Annotated in this window: 15 protein-coding genes; 7 read left to right on the plus strand and 8 right to left on the minus strand. The window is 63.5% G+C overall.

Annotated elements, in window-relative coordinates:
• Window positions 1-15 precede the first annotated feature (15 nt).
• The 6 genes from LB528_RS02755 to puuE are packed head-to-tail and all read right to left on the minus strand — an operon-like array spanning window position 16 to window position 4,184.
• Window positions 16-429: a type II toxin-antitoxin system MqsA family antitoxin gene (locus LB528_RS02755; protein ID WP_224713752.1), complete on the minus strand. Its 414-nt coding sequence runs from the start codon at window positions 427-429 to the stop codon at window positions 16-18.
• A gap of 2 nt (window positions 430-431) precedes the next feature.
• The gene (locus tag LB528_RS02760) at window positions 432-737 is read right to left on the minus strand and encodes a type II toxin-antitoxin system MqsR family toxin (RefSeq protein WP_095769411.1); all 306 of its coding nucleotides are present in this window, start codon (window positions 735-737) and stop codon (window positions 432-434) included.
• Between the two features lie 50 nt (window positions 738-787).
• Window positions 788-1,381: a nucleoside deaminase gene (locus LB528_RS02765; protein ID WP_224713753.1), complete on the minus strand. Its 594-nt coding sequence runs from the start codon at window positions 1,379-1,381 to the stop codon at window positions 788-790.
• Window positions 1,382-1,396: 15 nt separating this feature from the next.
• Complete coding sequence (locus tag LB528_RS02770) at window positions 1,397-1,888, minus strand: ureidoglycolate lyase (protein WP_224713754.1); 492 nt, start codon at window positions 1,886-1,888, stop codon at window positions 1,397-1,399.
• On the minus strand, window positions 1,885-2,745 hold the full coding sequence (locus LB528_RS02775) for a bifunctional allantoicase/(S)-ureidoglycine aminohydrolase (RefSeq protein ID WP_224713755.1): 861 nt from the start codon (window positions 2,743-2,745) through the stop codon (window positions 1,885-1,887). The genes LB528_RS02770 and LB528_RS02775 overlap by 4 nt, the downstream gene beginning before the upstream one ends.
• Window positions 2,746-2,759: 14 nt before the next feature.
• Complete coding sequence (gene puuE / locus LB528_RS02780) at window positions 2,760-4,184, minus strand: allantoinase PuuE (RefSeq protein WP_224713756.1); 1,425 nt, start codon at window positions 4,182-4,184, stop codon at window positions 2,760-2,762.
• Window positions 4,185-4,353: 169 nt separating this feature from the next.
• Here puuE and uraH point away from each other — a divergent pair, with 169 nt between their 5' ends.
• From uraH to xdhC, 4 genes are all read left to right on the plus strand, one after another.
• A complete protein-coding gene (uraH, locus tag LB528_RS02785; protein ID WP_224713757.1) occupies window positions 4,354-4,728 on the plus strand; it encodes a hydroxyisourate hydrolase in 375 nt (124 codons plus the stop codon).
• Window positions 4,729-4,731: 3 nt separating this feature from the next.
• Window positions 4,732-6,207, plus strand: a complete 1,476-nt coding sequence (gene xdhA / locus LB528_RS02790; protein WP_224713758.1) for a xanthine dehydrogenase small subunit — start codon at window positions 4,732-4,734, stop codon at window positions 6,205-6,207.
• Between the two features lie 211 nt (window positions 6,208-6,418).
• Window positions 6,419-8,782 carry a xanthine dehydrogenase molybdopterin binding subunit gene (gene xdhB / locus LB528_RS02795; RefSeq protein ID WP_224713759.1) on the plus strand — a complete coding sequence of 788 codons (2,364 nt, stop codon included), beginning with the start codon at window positions 6,419-6,421 and terminating at the stop codon, window positions 8,780-8,782.
• Window positions 8,783-8,937: 155 nt separating this feature from the next.
• Window positions 8,938-9,939 (plus strand): xanthine dehydrogenase accessory protein XdhC, encoded by a 1,002-nt coding sequence (gene xdhC, locus LB528_RS02800; RefSeq protein WP_224713796.1) that lies wholly within the window; start codon window positions 8,938-8,940, stop codon window positions 9,937-9,939.
• Window positions 9,940-9,967: 28 nt separating this feature from the next.
• Here the strand turns inward: xdhC and dps are convergent, their stop codons facing one another.
• Window positions 9,968-10,456, minus strand: a complete 489-nt coding sequence (gene dps / locus LB528_RS02805; protein WP_224713760.1) for a DNA starvation/stationary phase protection protein Dps — start codon at window positions 10,454-10,456, stop codon at window positions 9,968-9,970.
• A gap of 226 nt (window positions 10,457-10,682) precedes the next feature.
• Between dps and LB528_RS02810 the strand changes: the two genes are divergently transcribed.
• On the plus strand, window positions 10,683-11,513 hold the full coding sequence (locus tag LB528_RS02810; protein WP_224713761.1) for a PhzF family phenazine biosynthesis protein: 831 nt from the start codon (window positions 10,683-10,685) through the stop codon (window positions 11,511-11,513).
• Between the two features lie 185 nt (window positions 11,514-11,698).
• On the opposite strand, the gene LB528_RS02815 is transcribed toward LB528_RS02810, so the two are convergent.
• On the minus strand, window positions 11,699-12,619 hold the full coding sequence (locus LB528_RS02815) for a LysR family transcriptional regulator (RefSeq protein ID WP_224713762.1): 921 nt from the start codon (window positions 12,617-12,619) through the stop codon (window positions 11,699-11,701).
• A 279-nt stretch (window positions 12,620-12,898) separates the two neighbouring features.
• Here LB528_RS02815 and LB528_RS02820 point away from each other — a divergent pair, with 279 nt between their 5' ends.
• A complete protein-coding gene (locus tag LB528_RS02820) occupies window positions 12,899-14,125 on the plus strand; it encodes a urate hydroxylase PuuD (RefSeq protein ID WP_224713763.1) in 1,227 nt (408 codons plus the stop codon).
• A gap of 2 nt (window positions 14,126-14,127) precedes the next feature.
• Complete coding sequence (gene guaD, locus LB528_RS02825; protein WP_224713764.1) at window positions 14,128-15,444, plus strand: guanine deaminase; 1,317 nt, start codon at window positions 14,128-14,130, stop codon at window positions 15,442-15,444.
• The last annotated feature ends 2 nt before the right edge of the window (window positions 15,445-15,446 follow it).

Genomic DNA, 15,446 nt, shown 5'->3' on the forward strand with positions numbered 1-15,446 from the left:
ATGCGACCTGGGTCGTTAGCGCAATTCGTCGAGCAATTCGGGATGTTTCTCGAGCAGCGTCATCAACTGAATGGTCGGCCCACTCGGCTCGATGAGGCCTCTTTCATATTTGTCAAAAGCATTCTCTCCGACCTTGAACAGGGAACCCGCCTCGCGCTGCGACAGCTTTAGCTTTGCGCGCATGCGCCGGATAGTTTCTGGCGCCGGCACGCCGTCGATCTTTTCCTTGAGAATGCGCAGAGCGGCATCGACGGCAGCCATGTCGTCCCCGACATGCACGCTCTCGCCATCCGAAGCTGGATAATAGCCGGGCAGGTCGACCGTCATGCTCTCGCCCTTGTAGGTCACGGCGAATGGACGAACCCCGCGCGTCAGCGTCTCTCCCGTTTCCGGGGAGGTCATCGTTTCAGGCCTCTCTTTTCTTGCCATGGCTATTTCTCCTTGAATGCCACAACCGTGAATTCAGTCACGACATCCGCCTGAAATTTCACATAGAGGATCAGATCGCGCGCTGGGACATGGTAAACATCTTGCCAGACCCGATGATCCGCGAACGTCGTCATCGATTTTACGAACATCTTTGGTGTCATGGTGCCAATCACCTCGACGACACTCGTGCGATCGAAGCCGAGACCAATGGCATCGCGCAGCGCTGATATCGTGATCGCCAGCGTGTCGGCAGACCCAAACGTCGTCTTGATCGCACCAAGATCGTAAGTGGGCCTGCGTTTCTCCATAACCCAATATGCCACCATAAAGGTGGCAATTCAAGATCGGGAAAGCCGCGTCAGTTCAGCGGGATGTCGTTGTCGGCCTTGCTTGCCTGATAGGCATCCGACAGCTCGTCATAACGCGCCGCAATCCTGCCGATCCTCGCCTCCAGCCGCTTGCGCTCAGCCTCGGGCAAAGCCCTGACCAGCCGGCGTATGGAAAAGCTCTTCCAATAGGCGTTCTCGGCATTGTAGCCGCCTGGATCCAGGGTGAAGACCTCTTTCAGGATTTTCAGATCATGCGGGATGGCAAAACTGTCGCGCGAATCCTCGTGGCTGAAGAGATAGTAGAAATTGTCGAAACCGGTCCAGGTGATCGCCGACAGGCAGAGCGAGCAGGGCTCGTGCGTGGCGACGAACAGCGCATCCTTGGTGTCGACGCGCTCCGCCTTGGGCATCTCGTAGAAGCGCTTCAGGCAGTGCACCTCGCCATGCCAGAGCGGATTTTCCATCTCGTTGTTCGTCTCGGCCAGCACCAGCGCCCGGTCGTCCTTCCTGAGGATCGCGGCGCCGAACAGCTTGTTGCCATGGGCAACGCCTTGCACCGTCTTCGGCACGATGTCGTGCTCAATCACATCGAGCAGGCGGTCGATCATTGAAATGTCAGTCATGGGAATCGCGAGCTTTCAGGGAAGGTGGATCTCGTAAGGATGCGAGAAATAAAACTCTTCGAGATTGGAGCCGTCGCCGCCGCGGTCGACGATGAGGAAATCCTGTTCCTCGCCGATCGGCGTCAGCACGCCGTGCCACAGGTTGCGGCGGTAGTTGATGCCTTGTCCGGGGCCGGCGAGAAAGGCATGCGGTTCACTCGGGCCGTCATTCGTGTCATGGCAGACGACCACCAGGAACGGCCGCGGCGACAGCGGGATGAAGGCCTGGCTGCCGAGCGGATGGCGCTCGACCATGGTGAGCTTCAGCGGCATCTCGTAGGGCGTGCCGCGCACCATCGAGATCAGCACGCGCGCGTTCTGGCCCGCAGCCTCGGCGGTGGCGAGGTCGTGATAGCGCATCGCCTTGCCGCCATTGATCGGGTAGCGGTTGTCGCCGCCCATGTCGATGACATCGCCGAACGGCGCGAAGTTCTCACGGGTCAGCGGTCGGGCGACGATGCGGCTCACCGCGCCTTGCCCCCAAGATAGCCGCCAAGCCTGGCATGCCTGTTGACGTCCTTATAGAGCAGGTAGCGGAAATTGCCGGGGCCGCCGGCATAGCAGGCCTGCGGGCAGAAGGCGCGCAGCCACATGAAATCGCCGGCCTCGACCTCGACCCAGTCCTGGTTGAGGCGGTAGACCGCCTTGCCTTCCAGCACATAGAGCCCGTGCTCCATGACATGGGTCTCTGCGAACGGGATGACCGCACCGGGCTTCAGCGTCACGATGGTGACATGCATGTCGTGGCGCATATCGGCTGGGTCGACGAAGCGCGTCGTTGCCCAGCGCCCTTCGGTGCCCGGCATCGGGCTTGGCGCCACGTCCTGGTCGCTCGAGAAGAAGGCTTCCGGCGCGTCGAGGCCGTCGACAGCCTCATAGGCCTTGCGGATCCAGTGGAAGCGAACGGTGCTGCCGCTCTCGTTGCGCACCGTCCAGCCGTTCGACGGCGGCAGGAAGGCAAAGCCGCCGGGGGCAAGCACATATTTTTTGCCGGCAAACGAAACGGTGAGCTCGCCCTCGACGACGAACAGCACGCCCTCGGCGCCGGCGTCGAGTTCGGGCCGGTCGCTGCCGCCCCCGGGCAGGACCTCGACTACATATTGCGAGAAGGTCTCGGCGAACCCCGAGAGCGGCCTTGCGATGATCCAGGCCCTCGTCTTGTCCCAGAAGGGCAGCGGGCTGGTGACGATGTCCTGCATCACGCCCTTGGGAATGATCGCATAGGCCTCGGTGAAGACGGCGCGGCCGGTCAACAGCTCGTTCTGGCCGGGATGGCCGCCCTGCGGCGCGTAATAGGTTCGCTCGGCGGTCTTGATCATATCCATGGGGATCCCTGGCGTTATTGCGGGAGCATGTCTTTCAGGCGAAGCAGCGCGATGCGTTCGACCTGTTTGCAGGCGGTTTCCAACTCGGTGCCGCGGCTGTTGCCGATCCGCGCCTCGAACTCCGCCAGGATTTCGTCCTTGGTCTTGCCCTTGACCGCGATGATGAAGGGGAAGCCGAAGGTGGTGACATAGGCGGCGTTGAGTTTCGAGAACAGCTCGCGCTCCTTGTCGGTCAGCGCGTCGAGCCCGGCGGAAGCCTGCTCCTTCGCCGATTCCGGCGTCAGCCGCTTGGCCGCCGCCAGCTTGCCGGCGAGGTCCGGATGGGCGTTGAGCACGGAAAGCCGTTCGGCCTCCGTCGCCGCGCGGAAGACGCGGCAGAGCGCGTTATGCAGGCCGCCGGCGCTGTCATGCGCGGGTCCAAGCTCCAGCTCGTAGGCGCGCTCGGCGATCCAGGGCGAATGCTCGAACACGCCGCCGAAGGCATGCACGAATTCCTCGAACCCCATCCGCGACGGCCGCAGCGCCGGTGCCTCGTAGGGGTGCGTTTCGCGCCAGTGTTTGGCGATGTCGATGCGCCGTGTCAGCCACACCTTGTCGTGCGATTTCACATAGTCGACGAAGCGCTTCAATGCCGCCACTCGTCCAGGACGGCCGACCAGTCGGCAATGCAGGCCGATATTCATCATGCGCGGCCGCCCTGCCTTGCCCTCGGCGTAGAGCGTGTCGAAGCTGTCCTTCAGATAGGCGAAGAACTGGTCGCCGGAGTTGAAGCCTTGCGGCGTCGCGAAGCGCATGTCGTTGGCGTCGAGCGTGTAAGGGATGATGAGCTGCGGCTTCTCCAGTCCGTCGCGGTCGAACCAGTAGGGCAGCTCGTCGTCATAGGTGTCGGAAACGTAGTCGAAGCCGCCTTCCTCGGCGACGAGCCGCACGGTGTTCACCGAAGTGCGGCCGGTATACCAGCCGGTCGGCCGCGCGCCGGTCACTTCGTAATGCAGCTTGATGGTCTCTTCGAGATCGCGCTTCTCGTCTTCGGCCGCGTGGTCGCGATAATCGATCCATTTCAGGCCATGCGAGGCGATTTCCCAGCCGGCCTCCTGCATCGCCGCGACCTGGTCGGGCGAACGCGCGAGTGCGGTGGCGACGCCATAGCAGGTCACCGGCACCTGTGCTTCGGTGAACAGCCGATAGAGCCGCCAGAAGCCGGCCCGGGCGCCGTATTCGTAGATCGATTCCATGTTCCAGTGGCGCTGACCGACCCATGGCGCCGCGCCGACGATCTCCGACAGGAAGGCCTCTGAAGCCTTGTCGCCATGCAGCACGCAGTTCTCGCCGCCTTCTTCGTAATTGACGACGAACTGCACCGCGACATGCGCGCCGCCGGGCCATTTCGGATCCGGCGGATTGGCCCCGTAACCGCGCATGTCTCGTTCGTAACGCATTGCCGCTCCTGCCCGATTGCTGCATCGAAGATATCGAAAGGAGTGCTGCTGCATTCCCCCGAAAATTTTTGAAAGTGCTTTTTGCCGCACTCCGCTCGACCCGGGCTTATGCATCGCCTTTAATTGGCGCACAATTGACCTGAAACTGAACCGGGATGGGAGGCGGCCAGTGGCAGAAACGTCGAAAGCCGATGGCGGGCGCCTGACGACCCATGTGCTGGACACCGCGACCGGTCTGCCGGCAAAGGGTCTGTCGATCGGGCTTTTCCGCATCGAGGGCCAGAGCCGCACGCATCTCAAGACCGTCGCCACCAACGACGATGGCCGCTGCGATGCGCCGCTGCTTGCCGGCGCCGATTTCCGCACCGGCGAGTATGAGCTGGTCTTCGCCGCCGGCGATTATCTGCGCGGCCAGGGCATCAAACTGCCTGAGCCCGCTTTCCTGGACATCGTGCCGATCCGCTTCGGCATGGCGGAAGCGCGGCACTACCATGTCCCGCTCTTGATTTCGCCCTATGGCTACTCGACCTATCGGGGGAGCTGAGACATGCCAGAGATCCGCAACGAGATACGCTTCATCCTGAACGGCGCCGACGTGGCGCTGACCGATGTCGCGCCCGATGCGACCCTGCTCGACTGGCTGCGGCTCAACCGCTCGCTGCGCGGCACCAAGGAAGGTTGCGCAGAGGGCGACTGCGGCGCCTGCACGGTGCTGGTAGGCAAGCTCTCCGCCGAAGGTCTCGTCTATGAGACCGTGAATGCCTGCATCCGCTTCATGGGCTCGCTCGACGGCACCCATGTCGTCACGGTGGAGCATCTGGGCGGCGACGGCGAAAAACTGCATCCGGTGCAGCAGGCGATGGTCGATTACCACGGCTCGCAATGCGGCTTCTGCACGCCGGGCTTCATCATGTCGCTCTACGGTCTTTGGATGAGGACGCCCAATCCGTCGAACGCGGCGATCGAAAAGGCGCTGCAGGGCAATCTCTGCCGCTGCACCGGCTATGAGGCGATCATGCGCGCCGCGCATGCCATTTCGAGCTATGGCAAGGCGGCTGAGGATCCGCTGGCCGCGGAGCGCGAGGACATCACCGCACGGCTGAAGGCGTTGCGCGATGGCGCCAGGGTCGAGATCGGGTCGGGCAAGGCGCGACTGATCGTGCCGGCCGACGTCGACGATTTCGCCGCTTTGCTTGAAAAGGAGCCGGGCGCCACTATCGTCGCCGGTTCTACCGATGTCGGTCTCTGGGTTACCAAGCATATGCGCGACATCTCGCCGGCGATCTTCATCGGCGGCCTCGACGGCCTGCGCGCTATGTCGGAGAAAGACGGCGTGATCACGATCGGCGCCGGCGTCACCTACACCGAGGCCTTCGAGACGCTGTCGAAGAGCATCCCGGCATTGGGACCGCTGGTCGACCGCATCGGCGGCGAGCAGGTGCGCAACATGGGCACGATCGGCGGCAACATCGCCAACGGCTCGCCGATCGGCGACACTCCGCCACCGCTGATCGCGCTCGGCGCTCGGCTCACCCTGCGCAAGGGCAAAGAGCGCCGCACCATCCCGCTCGAAACCTTCTTCATCGCCTATGGCAAGCAGGATCGTCAGCCGGGCGAATTCGTTGAAGCAGTGCATGTTCCGGTGCCGGCGAGCGGCGAAAAGTTTGCCGTATACAAGGTCACCAAGCGGCGCGACGAAGACATCACGGCGACGCTCGGGGCATTCTATTTGACCTTGGCCAAGGACGGCAAGGTTGCCGACATCCGCATCGCCTATGGCGGCATGGCGGCGACGCCGAAGCGCGCCGCGGCGGTCGAGAAGGCGCTCATCGGCAAGGTCTGGAACGAAGCGACGGTGAAGGCCGCGATGGCCGAATATGCCAGGCATTTCACCCCGCTGACCGACATGCGCGCGACCGCCGAATACCGGGCGCTGGCGGCGAGGAACCTTCTGCTGCGCTTCTATATCGAGACGACGGGAACGAAGGCGCCGTTCCAGGTCTCGCGCAACGAGGCCGCCTGATGCGCCAGCAATCCAACATATCAAGGCAAAGCGCCGGACCGTCGCGGGTAGTCCCCTTCTCCCCCTTCACGGGGAGAAGATGCCGGCAGGCAGATGAGGGGCAGCGCCGTCGCCGATCGTTTTTCGCAAGTTCGTCAATATCGGCGCTGCCCCTCATCCGACCCTTCGGGCCACCTTCTCCCCGTGAACGGGGAGAAGGGAAGGAGGCTAAATGAACAAGCACGCCACTCCCAATCTTAAGGCGGAAAAGATCGTCGGAGGTGTCGCCACCGACCAGCGGCACGATTCCGCGCACAAGCATGTCAGCGGCGCCGCCGTCTATATCGACGACATGCCGGAGCCTGCCGGCACGCTGCATATCGGCCTCGGCCTCTCCACGGTCGCGCATGGCGCGTTGAAAAGCATCGACCTGTCGGCGGTGCGGTCGGCGCCGGGCGTGGTGGATGTGCTGACCTATGCCGATGTGCCCGGCGAGAACGATGTTTCGCCGAGCAACATGCATGATGATCCGGTGCTTGCCGAAGGCAAGGTCGAGTTCTACGGCCAGCCGATCTTCGCCGTGGTTGCCGAGACGCGCGAGGAAGCGCGCCGCGCCGCGCGGCTCGCCAAGATCGAATATGACGAGCTTCCGGCCGTCATCGACATCTGGAACCTCGACCCGGTCAACGACAAGCAGGTCACCACGCCGCTCATCCTGAAGCGCGGCGATGCGGCTGCGGCGATTGCCGCCGCGCCGCGCCGCATCAAGAACCGCATGTGGCTCGGCGGCCAGGACCATTTCTATCTCGAAGGCCAGGTCTCGCTGGCGATCCCCGGCGAGGACGACGAAGTGATCGTCTATTGCTCGACGCAGGGGCCGAGCGAGACGCAGCATCTGGTCGCCCATGCGCTCGGCGTGCCGAGCCATGCGGTCACGGTCGAAGTGCGCCGCATGGGCGGCGGCTTCGGCGGCAAGGAAACCCAGGCCAACCAGTGCGCCGCGATCGCCGCCATTGCCGCCAAGAAGCTCAAGCGTGCGGTAAAGATCCGGCTCGACCGCGACGAGGACATGACCGCCACCGGCAAGCGGCATGACTTCGCCATCGACTACGAGGTCGGCTTCGACGACGAAGGCAACATCCTGGGCGTAGACTTCACCTACGCGCTGCGCTGCGGCTTCTCGGCCGACCTATCGGGTCCGGTCGGCGACCGCGCGCTGTTCCACTGCGACAACGCTTATTTCTATCCGGCGGTGCATGCGAAATCGGCGCCGCTCTACACCAACACCGTCTCCAACACCGCCTTCCGCGGCTTCGGCGGGCCGCAGGGCATGGTCGGTGCGGAGCGCGTCATTGACGAGGTGGCCTTCGCCGTCGGCAAGGATCCGCTCGAAATCCGCAAGCTCAATTTCTACGATCCGATGGAGGCGGTCGGCGAGCGCAGCGTCACGCCGTACCACCAGAAGGTCGAGGATTGCATCATCCAGCGCATCGTGGCCGAGTTGGAGGAAAGCGCGAATTATGCGCGACGCCGCCGTGAGATCAGCGCCTTCAACAATAACAGCCGCTTCATCAAGCGCGGCCTGGCGCTGACGCCGGTGAAGTTCGGCATTTCCTTCACCAAGACGGAGGCCAATCAGGCCGGCGCGCTGGTGCATGTCTATGCCGACGGCTCGGTGCATATGAACCACGGCGGCACCGAGATGGGCCAGGGCCTGCATCTCAAGGTGGCGCAGGTCGTGGCCGAAGAGTTCCAGATCGACCTCGACCGGGTCAAGATCACCGCCACCACCACCGCCAAGGTGCCGAACACCTCGCCGACGGCCGCGTCTTCCGGCGCCGACCTCAACGGCATGGCGGCGCAGGACGCCGCCCGCCAGATCCGCAAGCGGCTTGCCGATTTCGCCGCCGACAAATATCAGGTGCCGCATGACCAGGTCGTGTTCCTGCCCAACCGGGTGCGCATCGGCAATCAGGAAGTGGCTTTCAACGACTTGGTCAAGCAGGCCTATATCAACCGTATCCAGCTCTCGGCGGCCGGCTTCTACAAGACGCCGAAGATCCATTGGGACCGCAGCAAGGGCCGCGGCCATGCCTTCTACTATTACGCCTATGGCGCAGCCTGCTCGGAGGTCTCGGTCGACACGCTGACCGGCGAATATGTCGTCGAGCGCACCGATATCCTGCACGACGCCGGCCGTTCGCTGAATCGGGCGATCGACCTCGGCCAGGTCGAGGGCGGCTTCATCCAGGGCATGGGCTGGCTGACGACGGAGGAGCTGTGGTGGGACAATAGCGGCCGGCTGCGCACGCATGCGCCGTCGACCTACAAGATCCCGCTCGCGTCTGACCGGCCAAAGATCTTCAACGTCAAGCTGACCGACTGGTCGTCGGCCTATGAGCCGACCATCCACCGCTCCAAGGCTGTCGGCGAGCCGCCGCTGCCCCACGGCATGTCGGTGCTGCATGCGCTGTCGGACGCGGTTGCGAGCGTCGCGGATCACAAGATCTGTCCACGTCTCGATGCTCCGGCGACGCCGGAACGCGTGCTGATGGCGATCGAGCGATTGAAGCGGGAAGCGGTGAAGCCGGCGTAAAACGTGCAATTCGGGCCGAAAAACACTATATTTCGGCGCTAGAGCATGATCCCGAAAAGTGGGAACCGGGTTTCGGAGAAAGATCTCGCTCCAATAAAGAGTTAGATCGTGAGGGCGATTCAACGAAACGCCATCACGATCTGGGAATGCAGACGATGGACTCGAACGCGCAAAGCCTGAAGGCATTTCTCGGCCAAACTGGCCGGGTCGCTCTCGTCGAAGTGGCGGCCACCAAGGGCTCGACTCCGCGAGAGGCCGGCGCCTTCATGCTTGTCTCGGCATCGGCCATTTTCGGCACGATCGGCGGCGGCCAGCTCGAATACATGGCGACCGACAAGGCGCGGCAGATGCTCTCCCCCCGTGAGGGGGAGATGGCCGCGAAGCGGCCAGAGGGGGACGCCACAGAAGGCACCGCCAAAGCGCGGAGTACTGCGCGGGCGACCCCACCCGGCGGCTCCGCCGCCACCCTCCCCTCGAGGGGGAGGGGAGCCGGCATCGAGGTTGATGAAGTCTGCGCCAGGCTTGACGTCCCGCTCGGGCCAGAAATCGGCCAATGCTGCGGCGGCCGCGTCGAGGTGCTGATCCGCCTCATCGATGCTTCGCTGGAGCAGCAACTGATCGCCAAGGCTGAATCGGAAGAAGCGCATCTGCCGCATGCCTATCTCTTCGGCGGCGGCCATGTCGGCCAGGCGCTGGCCGCGTCGCTGGCGCTCCTGCCCATCCACGTCGTCGTGGTCGAGACCCGATCCGAAGCGCTGGAAGGTATGCCGGAAACGGTCGAGACGCGGCTGACGCCAATGCCCGAGGCCGCGGTGCGCGAGGCGCCGGCCGGATCGGCCTTCGCTATCCTGACCCATGATCATGCGCTGGATTTCCTGATCGTCGCCGAGGCGCTGAAGCGCGACGACAGCGCCTATGTCGGCATGATCGGCTCGAAGACCAAAAAGGCAACCTTCAGGAACTGGTTCCTGAAATCCGCCGAGGGCAGCGAAGCGCAGTTCGGCCGGCTTATCTCGCCGATCGGCGGCAATGCGGTGAAGGACAAGCGCCCGCCGGTGATCGCAGCACTTGCTGCCGCCGAGATCATGACGGCGCTGGTGTCGCACGCCGCGGAAGCGCCAAGCTCAGCCAGCGCTGACAAGGCGATGGCCGGCTGATTCAACCGGCCGGGCAAGGAAAGCCTGGCTATTCCTTTTCCTGCGTGTGCGCCTCGAGGAACCACAGTAATTTGTCGAGCGAGCGCGAATAGGCGGTAAAGATGTCCGCTGTATCGCGATCGCCGGCGTCGTCGGCTTCGTCGATCGCTTCGCGGGTCAGCTTGGCGGCCGTGGCATAGCGGTCGATCAGCGCCGCGAGATGATCCTTGGTCTTGTGGATGTCGGTCGGATAAGGCTTCAGCCTCGTCGCCTTCGACACCTCCTGCGAGGTGCCATGCGCGGTGCCGCCGAGCTGCACGGCGCGTTCTGCGATGATGTCGACATGGCCATCGATCTCCTCGCGGAATTCGTCCAGCATCTCATGGATGGCGATGAACTGCGGGCCCTTGACGTTCCAATGCGCCTGCTTGATGATCAGCGCCAGGTCGATGGCGTCGGCAAGCCTGGCGTTGAGCAGATCGATCGATTCCTTCTTGGCATCAGATTTGAGGTCGTTCTTGGTGGCGATGGCGTCCATGGTCGGCTCCTGTCGCGGCTGCATCGATTGGCTGAGAGCTGAAGGCGGCCCGAACGACCGCCAACCGTCAGAACGGCGATCGGTCGAATTTCGTTCCCCATCGGATTGAATAGCATCATCCTGATGCAGGTGTGACTGGCGCTCACCGCTGCTCGCCGCTTTCTTCATTTCCCAAAGCGGCCCGAAACGTGTTTGTTGCGCCTCACGGGACAACGAGGCCAGGAACATGGACGTATTCAGGAGCGCAGCCTTTTCGGACGGGAACACCGGCGGCAACCCCGCCGGCGTGGTGATCGGCGAGACGCTGCCCGACGCCGCCGACATGCAGCGCGTCGCGGCTGAAGTCGGCTTTTCCGAAACCGCCTTCGCGGCGCCCGAGGGCGACAGCTGGCGCGTGCGTTACTTTTCGCCGGAGTCGGAAGTGCCGTTCTGCGGCCATGCCACGATCGCGCTCGGCGCGGCGCTGGTCGGAAAATTCGGCGATGGCATCTTCAAGCTGGCCCTCAACCAGGCCGACATTACCGTCGAGGGGTTTCGCGATGGCGCCAACTTTGCCGCCGCCCTGCAGTCGCCACCGACGCGCAGCAAGCCCGCTTCGTCGAAACTGGTCGGCGAAGTGCTCGCCTTGTTCGGTTATCAGCGGAGCGATCTCGATCCCGCCATTCCACCGGCGCTCATCCATGGCGGCGCCGATCATCTCGTGCTGGCGCTGAAGTCGCGCGCGGCGTTGGCCGCCATGGCCTATGACTTGAAGCAAGGCCAGTCCTTCATGCGGCGCGAAGGCCTGGTCACCATCCTGCTTGCCTATGCAGAGACACCGCGCCTCTTTCACACGCGCAATCCCTTCGCGTCCGGCGGTGTCTATGAGGACCCGGCGACGGGTGCCGCGACCGCTGCCTTTGCGGGCTATCTGCGTGATCTCGGCTGGCCCCATGGCGGCGCCATCGACATCGTCCAGGGCGAGGATATGGGGATGCGCTCGCGCCTTCATGCCGATATTCCACCGGCGCCCGGCAGCTCGATCAGGGTGTCGGGCACGGCGCGGCTGATGGATTGATCCGAAGCCATTCCAGGAAAAGTGCGGCTAGACTCGGCGCCTCCGCCGTAGCCTTCCGCCCGGAATTGCGAAAACCAAACTCTAGACGGGCGGCTTCCTCGGCCTGCGCTCCGCTTCGCGTCGCTCGCCCGTGGATGACGACGTTACGGAGACTTCGGCCGATCCCGCCGCAACGCTGGTACCCCTTACTTCCCAGCCAAGATATCCTTGATCAGCCGCTGGCAGCGCTCGGCCATGAAGTCGAGCAGCAGCCGCACCTTCGGGTCCTGCAGCTTCTTGTGCGGATAAACGGCGGCGAATTGCACCGGTGTCGGCGGCGCCTGGGGCAGGATCACCTTCAGCCGCCGGTCGCGGATGAAGGGCTCGACCTCGAAGCGCGGCTTGTTGATGATGCCGCGCCCCGACAGCGCCCAACCGGTCAGCACGTCGCCGTCGTCGGTGTCGTAAGGGCCATGCACCTCGAATTTCTGCACGCCACCGGGCGTCTGCAGCGTCCAGACGAATTCGCGCGCGCCGGCATAGCGCAGCATCAGGCAGTCATGCTTCTTGCCGACCAGCTCCTGCGGCTCCGCCGGTTCGCCGCGCGATTCCAGATATTTCGGCGCCGCCACCAGCACGCGCTCGCATTCCATGATGCCGCGCATCCTGAGGCTGGAATCCTCGATGATGCCGAGCCGGAAGGCGACGTCGATGCCTTCCTTCATGATGTCGACATTGTGGTCGGAGAGTCTCAGCCGCACCTCGATATCGGGGTATTTGTCATGGAAATCCGGAATGCCGGAAGCGATCAGGCGGCGGCCGAGGCCGAGCGGTGCCGTAACCCTGATCGTGCCGCGCGGTTGGCCGGAAAGTGCTGCAACCGCGGCTTCCGCCTCGGTGATCGCATCCAGCACCTGCTTGGCGCCGGTGTAGAACACCGTGCCGTGCTCGGTCGGCATCAACTGACGGGTCGTGCGGTTGAACAACCTGACGCCCAGATGCTTTTCCAACTCCTTGATGCGGTTGGAGGCGACCGCCGGCGAAATGCGCATGTCGCGCCCCGCGGCCGACAGATTGCCGAGCTCGACGACACGGACGAAGACGGCAATGTTGTCGAGATAGGCCATGCGGTTTCGTGGCTCTTAGATGGCTGCGCGGAGGTGCTTGGAGATCCAGGTGATGGCCTGCAAACGCCGGGGCTCCTGCGCTTCCGGTGCTCGCGTATTTCAAATACGCTCCGCTCCGGTTGTCGAAACCCGTGTTTTCGGCTCGGCCTGACCTGAATCCACACACACCTTAGGCAACCCTAGTATTTTCCATTTTTTTTTGAAAGTCATCGCGCACCTCGCCTCTTTTCGTTTGCGCGCCAGACCGTAAAGTCGCTCTCATCGGCAGGGACGAGTGCAATGACGGATTTCGCGATTTTCTGGGACTGGCTGAGCTTCGCCGTCCGCTGGCTGCATGTCATCACCGGCATCGCCTGGATCGGCTCGTCCTTCTATTTCGTCGCCCTCGACCTCGGCCTGCGACAGCGTCCCGGCCTGCCCGCCGGCGCCTTCGGCGAGGAGTGGCAGGTGCATGGCGGCGGCTTCTACCATATCCAGAAATATCTGGTCGCTCCGGCCGAGATGCCCGAGCACCTCACCTGGTTCAAATGGGAATCCTATGCCACCTGGCTGTCAGGCTTCGCCATGCTCTGCGTGGTCTATTACGCCGGGGCCGACCTCTTCCTGATCGATCCCAACGTGCTCAACATCTCGGTGCCGGTCGGCATTCTCTTGTCGCTGGCCACCATCGGCGTCGGCTGGATCGTCTATGACCTGCTCTGCCGCTCGTCGCTCGGCAAAAGCGACACCGGGCTGATGCTGGTGCTCTATTGCGTGCTGGTGTTCATCGCCTGGGGGCTGACGCATCTCTTCACCGGCCGCGCCGCCTTCCTGCATCTCGGCGCCATCACCGCCACGATCATGTCGGCCAATGTCTTCATGGTCATCATCCCCAACCAGAAGATCGTCGTCGCCGACCTGATCGCCGGCCGCAAGCCGGACCCGAAATACGGCAAGATTGCCAAGCAGCGCTCGCTGCATAACAACTACCTGACCTTGCCGGTCCTGTTCCTGATGCTGTCGAACCACTATCCGCTGGCCTTCGGCACCCAGTTCAACTGGGTCATTGCTTCGCTGGTCTTCATCATCGGCGTTCTGATCCGGCACTATTTCAACACCGTGCATGCAAGGAAGGGTAACCCGACCTGGACCTGGCTCGGCGCCGCCGTGCTGTTCATGATCATCATCTGGCTGTCGACCGTGCCGAAGGTGCTGACCGGCGAGCCGAAGACCTCCGCCGCCTCCGCCGCAGCGCAGGTCTACATCGCCTCGGCGCATTTCCCGGCCGTGCGCGACACCGTGCTCGGCCGCTGCTCGATGTGCCACACGCAAGAGCCGGTCTATGAAGGCATCTACCATGCGCCGAAGGGCGTGCTGCTCGACACCGACGAGCGCATCGCCGAGCATGCGCGCGAGATCTATATCCAGGCCGGCCGGGCGCATGCCATGCCGCCCGCCAACGTCACCCAGATCACCGACCAGGAAAGGGCCCTTCTGGTCGCCTGGTTCGAAGGCGCCGGAAAGTAAGCATGACAGCGAAAATTCTGCGCGGCCGCACGCTCTCCTTCCTGCGTTGGCCCGAAGCGGTCGACGACCATTCCGCCTGGCGCTACGAGGATGATGGCGGACTGCTGATCGACAACGGCAAGATCGCCGCAACCGGCTCCTATGCCGAGGTCTCGAAGAAGGCGGCCGCCGGCGTCGAGACGATCGACCATCGTCCGCATCTGATCCTGCCGGGTTTCCTCGACGCGCACGTTCATGTGCCGCAGATGCAGATCATCGCCTCCTACGGCGCCGAGCTGCTCGACTGGCTGAACAAATACACCTTTCCGGAAGAGTCGAAATTCCAGAACGCGCAGCATGGCCGCCGCATCGCCAGGGTCTTCCTCGACGAGATGCTGCGCCAGGGCACGACGACCGTCGTTGCCTATTGCTCGGTGCACAAGTCTTCAGCCGAGGCTTTCTTCGCCGAGTCGCATGAGCGCAACATGCTCAACATCGCCGGCAAGGTGATGATGGACCGCAACGCGCCGGACGGCGTGCTCGACACGCCGCAGACAGGCTATGACGATACCAAGGCGCTGATCGCCGAATGGCACGGCAAGGGCCGCCAGCTCTATGCCATTACGCCGCGATTCGCCATCACCTCTACGCCCGAGCAGATGGAGGTGGCCGGCGTGCTCTGCCGTGAGCATCCCGATCTCCACATGCAGACGCATCTGTCGGAAAACCACGCCGAGATCGCTTTCACCCAGGAGCTTTACCCCTGGTCGCGCGACTACGCCGATGTCTATGAGCATTACGGCCTGCTCGGCAAGAAGAGCCTGTTCGGCCATTGCATCCATCTGTCGGAACGCGAGGCGGATGCGCTGTCGCAATCGGGCTCGGTCGCGGTGTTTTGCCCGACTTCCAATCTCTTCCTCGGCTCCGGCCTGTTCGACTATCAGCGCTACCGCCGGCGCGAAAAGCCGCTCAGGATCGCCGCCGCGACCGATGTCGGCGGCGGCACCAACTATTCGATGCTGCGCACCATGGACGAGGGCTACAAGGTGATCGCGCTGAACGGCGAGAAGCTCAACCCGTTCCAGTCCTTCTGGCAGCTGACGCGCGGCAATGCCGAGGCGCTTTCCGTGGCCGACAGGGTCGGCACGCTGGAGGAAGGCACCGATGCCGACATCGTCGTGCTCGATGCTCATGCGACGCCGGGGATGCGGCTCAGGATGGAGACCGTGGAGACGCTGGCGGAAGAGCTCTTCCTGCTGCAAACGCTGGGCGACGACCGCGCCGTGCGCGAGGTCTATGTGGCCGGGCGGCCGGCAAAGAGCGCGATTGTGGCTGGGTGACC

Source organism: Mesorhizobium sp. CA4, assembly GCF_020165075.1.
Lineage (GTDB): Bacteria > Pseudomonadota > Alphaproteobacteria > Rhizobiales > Rhizobiaceae > Mesorhizobium.

Excerpts from the sequence above, each read along its gene's own strand:
- LB528_RS02755 (WP_224713752.1), bottom strand. The coding sequence starts at position 429 with ATGGCAAGAAAAGAGAGGCCTGAAACGATGACCTCCCCGGAAACGGGA.
- LB528_RS02760 (WP_095769411.1), bottom strand. The coding sequence starts at position 737 with ATGGAGAAACGCAGGCCCACTTACGATCTTGGTGCGATCAAGACGACG.
- LB528_RS02765 (WP_224713753.1), bottom strand. The coding sequence starts at position 1,381 with ATGACTGACATTTCAATGATCGACCGCCTGCTCGATGTGATTGAGCAC.
- LB528_RS02775 (WP_224713755.1), bottom strand. The coding sequence starts at position 2,745 with ATGGATATGATCAAGACCGCCGAGCGAACCTATTACGCGCCGCAGGGC.
- puuE (WP_224713756.1), bottom strand. The coding sequence starts at position 4,184 with ATGCGTTACGAACGAGACATGCGCGGTTACGGGGCCAATCCGCCGGAT.
- xdhA (WP_224713758.1), top strand. The coding sequence starts at position 4,732 with ATGCCAGAGATCCGCAACGAGATACGCTTCATCCTGAACGGCGCCGAC.
- xdhB (WP_224713759.1), top strand. The coding sequence starts at position 6,419 with ATGAACAAGCACGCCACTCCCAATCTTAAGGCGGAAAAGATCGTCGGA.
- xdhC (WP_224713796.1), top strand. The coding sequence starts at position 8,938 with ATGGACTCGAACGCGCAAAGCCTGAAGGCATTTCTCGGCCAAACTGGC.
- dps (WP_224713760.1), bottom strand. The coding sequence starts at position 10,456 with ATGGACGCCATCGCCACCAAGAACGACCTCAAATCTGATGCCAAGAAG.
- LB528_RS02810 (WP_224713761.1), top strand. The coding sequence starts at position 10,683 with ATGGACGTATTCAGGAGCGCAGCCTTTTCGGACGGGAACACCGGCGGC.
- LB528_RS02815 (WP_224713762.1), bottom strand. The coding sequence starts at position 12,619 with ATGGCCTATCTCGACAACATTGCCGTCTTCGTCCGTGTCGTCGAGCTC.
- LB528_RS02820 (WP_224713763.1), top strand. The coding sequence starts at position 12,899 with ATGACGGATTTCGCGATTTTCTGGGACTGGCTGAGCTTCGCCGTCCGC.
- guaD (WP_224713764.1), top strand. The coding sequence starts at position 14,128 with ATGACAGCGAAAATTCTGCGCGGCCGCACGCTCTCCTTCCTGCGTTGG.